We start from the raw sequence: 5023 nt of genomic DNA on the forward strand, positions 1-5023 counted from the left end.
GGACGGCACCTGGTCGCGGTGGGAGGCCCGAGCCCGACGGTGTGCACAGCTCGGCGCGGAGCGTCCGGATCGTCGTGTCGCGGTCGGCCGCGGAGCTGTAGCCGGCGGCGGCGCGGTGACCCCCGCCGCCGAGCGCCATCGCGACCCGGGCGACGTCCGTGGCGCCGCGCGAGCGCAGCGACACCGACCAGCTGCCGTCGTCCTGGCCCTTGAGCACGCAGGCGACGTCGGCCTCCTCGGTGGACCGGACGACGTCGACGAGCGCCTCGAGCTGCTCACCGGGCAGCCCGAACTCGGCGGCCTCGGCGGTGCTCGACCAGGTCCACACCAGCCCGGCGCCGACGTCCGGCTCGAGCACCGCGCGGCCCGTCACCGCCGAGAGCAGGCCCAGCCAGCCGAAGGGTGCGGTGTCGAACAGCCGCCGGCTGATCTCCGCGTGGTCGATGCCGGTGGCCAGCAGCCGCGCGGCCAGGTCGTGCGTGTCGGGGCGGGTGTTGCCGAACCGGAAGGAACCGGTGTCGGCGGCCAGCCCGGCGTACAGGAGGGTGGCCAGCGGCCGGTCGGCCGCGACCCCCAGGTCGTCGAGCAGACCGGCGACGAGGCTCACCGTGGCCGGCGCCGCCGGGTCGACGAGCGCCACGTCGCCGAAGCCGGGGTTGCTCGCGTGGTGGTCGACGACGACGGCGGTGCCCGCGGTCTCGAGCAGCGACGCGAGCTCCCCCAGCCGGGCGGGCGAGGCGGCGTCCAGGCTGACGAAGACGTCGGGCGACGGGGGCACCGACGACGACGGCACCAGGCCCTCGGCACCGGGCAGCCATGCCAGCGAGGCAGGCAGCGTGAAGGGGTCGGGGAAGGTGGTCACGACCCGGGCTCCGCGGCGCCGCAGCCCCTCGGCCAGCGCCAGCGTGCTGCCGAGCGCGTCGGCGTCCGGCTGGACGTGCCCGGTGAGGACGACGGTGGCACCGGCGTCGGCGGCCGCGGTCAGCACGTCCGACACGGTCCGGCCGGTGGCCGCGCGGGGAGCCGCGCCTCCCCCGGGGACGGCGGGCGCGGCGGGACGGCGGGGAGCGGTGCCGCGGGAGGCGCGGGAGGGCCGCGCGGCGGGACGGGCGACCACGGGCTCAGGCATCCGGGCCGGGGTCGGCGACCGGCGGTGCATCGGTCTCCTCGGCGACGCGCCCGCCCCCGACCGGGTAGGTCGTGCCGTCGTCGGGCTCGTCGGAGGCGACGCTGGGCGCCTCCCCGATCTGGCCGCGCTTGCCACCCCGGGTGGGATCACCGGCATCGGGCTGCGGGACACCGCCGAGCTCGGGCTTCGGCTGCTCCTCGGCCGGGATGTAGGGATCCGGGTCGTTCTCGCTCATGAACCGCTCCTGCTCCTGGCGGGCACGTCGGCACTGTCATCGGCAGTCCGGGCGCCCAGCGGGTGGTCGTCGTCGACGGCGTCGTCGTCCGCGGGGGCCGCGGGACGCCGGTAGGGGTCGGCGTCGCCGGCGTAGCTGGCCCCCTCGCGGGCGCGGGCGAGCTCGGCGTCGGCGTGGCGGACCCGCTCGAGGGCGGCGTCGAGCTCGCGGGCGGTGTCGGGCACCGAGTCGGCGACGAAGGTCAGGGTCGGCACGAACTTGATGCCGGTCTGCCGGCCCACGGTCGAGCGCAGCACGCCGGTGGCGCTGGCCAGGGCGCGGGCGGAGTCGTCCGCGGCGGCCCGGTCGCCGTAGACGGTGTAGAAGACGGTGGCCTCGCGGAGGTCGTTGGTCACCCGGGCGTCGGTGACGGTGACCATGCCCAGGCGTGGGTCCTTGATCTGGGTCTCGATCGCGGCGGAGACGATCTGGCGGATGCGGACGGCCAGCTTGCGCGCGCGGGGCGGATCGGCCATGGCGGACCTCCGGGGGTCGGGGGCGCGCCCGTTGGGCGCACCCGGTCGGTCAGGGACGGTGGAGCGGCGTGGTCCCGTCCCCGGTCCCACCCCCGGCGTGCGCAGGGTGGGGAGGAGGCGGGATCTTCTCCGGCAGCGGCCCGCCACGAGCGTGCGAGCGGGCAGAGGGTCCTTTCTCAGTCGGTGCCGGAGAACAGCTGCCGGTGCGTCGACAGCAGGGTCACCTCCGGCCGCTCGGCCAGCAACCGCTCGCACGCGTCGAGCACGTCGGTCACCTGACCGGCGTCCCCGGCGACGGTGGCGACGCCCAGCAGCACCCGGCGGTGCAGATCCTGGTCACCCACCTCGGCGGCGGCCACGGCGTAGCGGCGCCGCAGCTCGGCCAGGATGGGCCGGACGACGGCGCGCTTGCCCTTGAGCGAGTGCACGTCGCCCAGCAGCAGGTCGGCGGTCAGCGACCCGGTGAACACGCGGCTCCGTCCCGGGCCCCGCCCCGGGCCCGCGGCGGACGGGGACGACGGGGTCCTTCGTCCGCCCCCCACCGCTCGCGGGCTCGCGCCGGGACCCGGCAGGAGGGCCGTTCCAGCACATGACCTCGCTCGGGGTGGGCGGCGCCGCGCGGCCGCGGCCGGGCGGGTGCCCGGCCGCGGCCGTCGCGGATCAGTCGCGCGGCTTCTCGCGGACCTCGAAGGTCTCGATGACGTCCTCGAGCTTGATGTCGTTGAACGAGCCGAGCCCGATACCGCACTCGTAGCCCTCGCGGACCTCGGTGACGTCGTCCTTGAAGCGGCGCAGCGATTCGACGGTGAGGTTGTCGGCGACGACGACGCCGTCACGCAGCAGGCGCGCCTTGGAGTTCCGGTTGATGGTCCCGCTGCGGACGATCGACCCGGCGACGTTGCCGATGCGCGGCACGCGGAAGACCTCGCGGACCTCCGCGGTGCCGAGGGCGACCTCCTCGAACTCCGGCTTGAGCATGCCCTTGAGGGCCGACTCGATCTCCTCGATCGCCTGGTAGATGACCGAGTAGTACCGGACGTCGATGCCCTCGCGGTTGGCCAGCTCGGTCGCCTGCCCCTCGGCCCGGACGTTGAAGCCCAGGACGATGACGTCGTCGGCGAGCGCCAGGTCGATGTCGCTCTTGGTGATCGCCCCGACGCCGCGGTGGATGACCCGCAGCGAGACGTCGTCGCTCACCTCGATCTTCATCAGGGCCTCCTCGAGCGCCTCCACCGTGCCCGAGTTGTCGCCCTTGATGATCAGGTTGAGCTGGCGGTTCTCCTTGAGCGCCGCGTCGAGGTCCTCCAGGCTGATCCGCTTGCGCATCTGCGCGTTCTGCGCGTTGCGGATCCGCGCCTGGCGGCGGTCGGCGATCTGCCGGGCCACCCGGTCCTCCTCGACGACGAGGAAGGTGTCGCCGGCGCGCGGCACCGAGGTGAGGCCGACGACCTGCACCGGGCGGGCCGGCAGCGCCTCCTTCAGCTTCGTGCCGTGCTCGTCGAGCAGCGACCGGACCCGCCCGAAGGCGTCGCCGGCCACGATCGAGTCACCGACCCGCAGCGTGCCGCGCTGCACCAGCACCGTGGCCACCGGACCGCGGCCGCGGTCGAGCTTGCCCTCGATGACCACGCCCTGGGCGTCCATCTCCGGGTTGGCCCGCAGGTCCAGCGCCGCATCGGCGGTCAGCAGGATCGCCGCGGTGAGGTCCTCCAGCCCGGTCCGGGCGGTGGCCGACACGTCGACGAACATCGTGTCGCCGCCGTACTCCTCGGCCACCAGGCCGTACTCGGTGAGCTGCTGGCGGATCTTGGCGGGGTTGGCCCCCTCCTTGTCCACCTTGTTCACCGCGACGACGATCGGGACGTCGGCCGCCTGGGCGTGGTTGAGCGCCTCCACCGTCTGCGGCATGACGCCGTCGTCGGCAGCGACGACCAGCACGACGATGTCGGTCACCTTCGCCCCGCGGGCACGCATCGCGGTGAACGACTCGTGACCCGGGGTGTCGATGAAGGTGATCGGCCGCTCCTCGCCCTCGAGCTCGGAGCTGATCTGGTAGGCGCCGATGTGCTGGGTGATGCCGCCGGCCTCGCGCGCCACCACGTTGGTGTTGCGCAGGGCGTCCAGCAGCTTGGTCTTCCCGTGGTCGACGTGACCCATGACGGTCACCACCGGCGGCCGGGTCTCCCAGTCCTCCTCGTCGCCCTCGTCGCCGAAGGTGAGGTCGAAGTCGCTGAGCAGCTCGCGGTCCTCGTCCTCCGGGCTGACCACCTGGATGTCCCAGCCGATCTCGGCCCCGAGCAGCTGCAGGGTGTCCTCGTTGACCGACTGCGTCGCGGTGACCATCTCACCGAGGTGGAACAGCGCGGTGACCAGCGCCGCCGGCTGTGCACCGATGCGCTCGGCCAGGTCGGTCAGCGAAGCGCCCCGCGGGAGCCGGACGATCTGCCCGTTGCCCCGCGGCAGGCTGACGCCGCCCATGCTGGGCGCCGCCATCTGGTCGAACTCCTGGCGCCGCTGCTTCTTGGACTTGCGACCGCGGACCGGACCGCGACCGCCGGGACGACCGAACGCTCCGGCGGTACCGGCACCGGAACCGCCGCGACCGCGACCGCGACCGCCACCACCACCGCCGCCGCCGCCGCCGCCGCTGCGGAAGCCGCCGCCGGCGGGCGCGCCGCCACCGCCGGGCCGGAAGCCGCCGCCTCCGCCACCGGGGCCGCCGCCCGGGCGACCACGGCCGCCGGGTGCGCCGGGACGGCCACCACCGGCGGGCCGGGGCGGCATCATGCCGGGCGACGGGCGCTGCGGCATCATGCCCGGGTTGGGGCGCGGGCCGCCGGGGCCGGGGCGGGGGCCGCCGGGACCGGGAGCCGGGCGCGGACCACCGGCCGGGCGCGGACCGCCGGCACCGGGCGCCGGGCGCGGACCACCGGCTCCGGGCGCGGGGCGCGGGCCGCCGGGACCCGGGCGCTGACCACCGGCACCCGGCGCGGGACGGGGGCTGCTGAAGGGGTTGTTGCCCGGACGCGGCGCCGGACGCGGGCCCGGCCGGGGACCGGCACCGGGTGCGGCGGGACGCGGCGCGCCCGGCGCCGCGCCCCCGGCCGGCCCGGGACGCGGCGCACCCGGCCGCGGGCCGGCCGG

5 protein-coding genes are annotated in these 5023 nt (G+C 75.9%); all 5 read right to left on the minus strand.

Annotation, left to right across the window (positions count from 1 at the left end; translation table 11 throughout):
* Nucleotides 1-1129: DHH family phosphoesterase (locus tag OF117_RS21755; protein ID WP_263554951.1), on the minus strand; the 1129-nt coding region annotated here is incomplete at its 3' end.
* Nucleotides 1122-1364, minus strand: a complete 243-nt coding sequence (locus OF117_RS21760) for a hypothetical protein (RefSeq protein ID WP_263554952.1) — start codon at nt 1362-1364, stop codon at nt 1122-1124. The genes OF117_RS21755 and OF117_RS21760, both read right to left, overlap by 8 nt.
* On the minus strand, nt 1361-1879 hold the full coding sequence (gene rbfA, locus OF117_RS21765) for a 30S ribosome-binding factor RbfA (RefSeq protein ID WP_263554953.1): 519 nt from the start codon (nt 1877-1879) through the stop codon (nt 1361-1363). The genes OF117_RS21760 and rbfA overlap by 4 nt, the downstream gene beginning before the upstream one ends.
* A gap of 176 nt (nt 1880-2055) precedes the next feature.
* On the minus strand, nt 2056-2349 hold the full coding sequence (locus tag OF117_RS21770; protein ID WP_263554954.1) for a DUF503 domain-containing protein: 294 nt from the start codon (nt 2347-2349) through the stop codon (nt 2056-2058).
* 190 nt (nt 2350-2539) lie between these two features.
* Nucleotides 2540-4372 (minus strand): translation initiation factor IF-2, encoded by a 1833-nt coding sequence (infB, locus tag OF117_RS21775; RefSeq protein ID WP_263554955.1) that lies wholly within the window; start codon nt 4370-4372, stop codon nt 2540-2542.
* Between the last annotated feature and the right edge of the window lie 651 nt (nt 4373-5023).

Origin of the sequence: Geodermatophilus sp. YIM 151500, from assembly GCF_025716945.1 — a bacterium.
Classification (GTDB): domain Bacteria; phylum Actinomycetota; class Actinomycetes; order Mycobacteriales; family Geodermatophilaceae; genus YIM-151500.

Coding starts and splice junctions, on each gene's coding strand:
- OF117_RS21760 (WP_263554952.1), bottom strand. CDS start 1,364: ATGAGCGAGAACGACCCGGATCCCTACATCCCGGCCGAGGAGCAGCCG.
- infB (WP_263554955.1), bottom strand. CDS start 4,372: ATGGCGGCGCCCAGCATGGGCGGCGTCAGCCTGCCGCGGGGCAACGGG.
- rbfA (WP_263554953.1), bottom strand. CDS start 1,879: ATGGCCGATCCGCCCCGCGCGCGCAAGCTGGCCGTCCGCATCCGCCAG.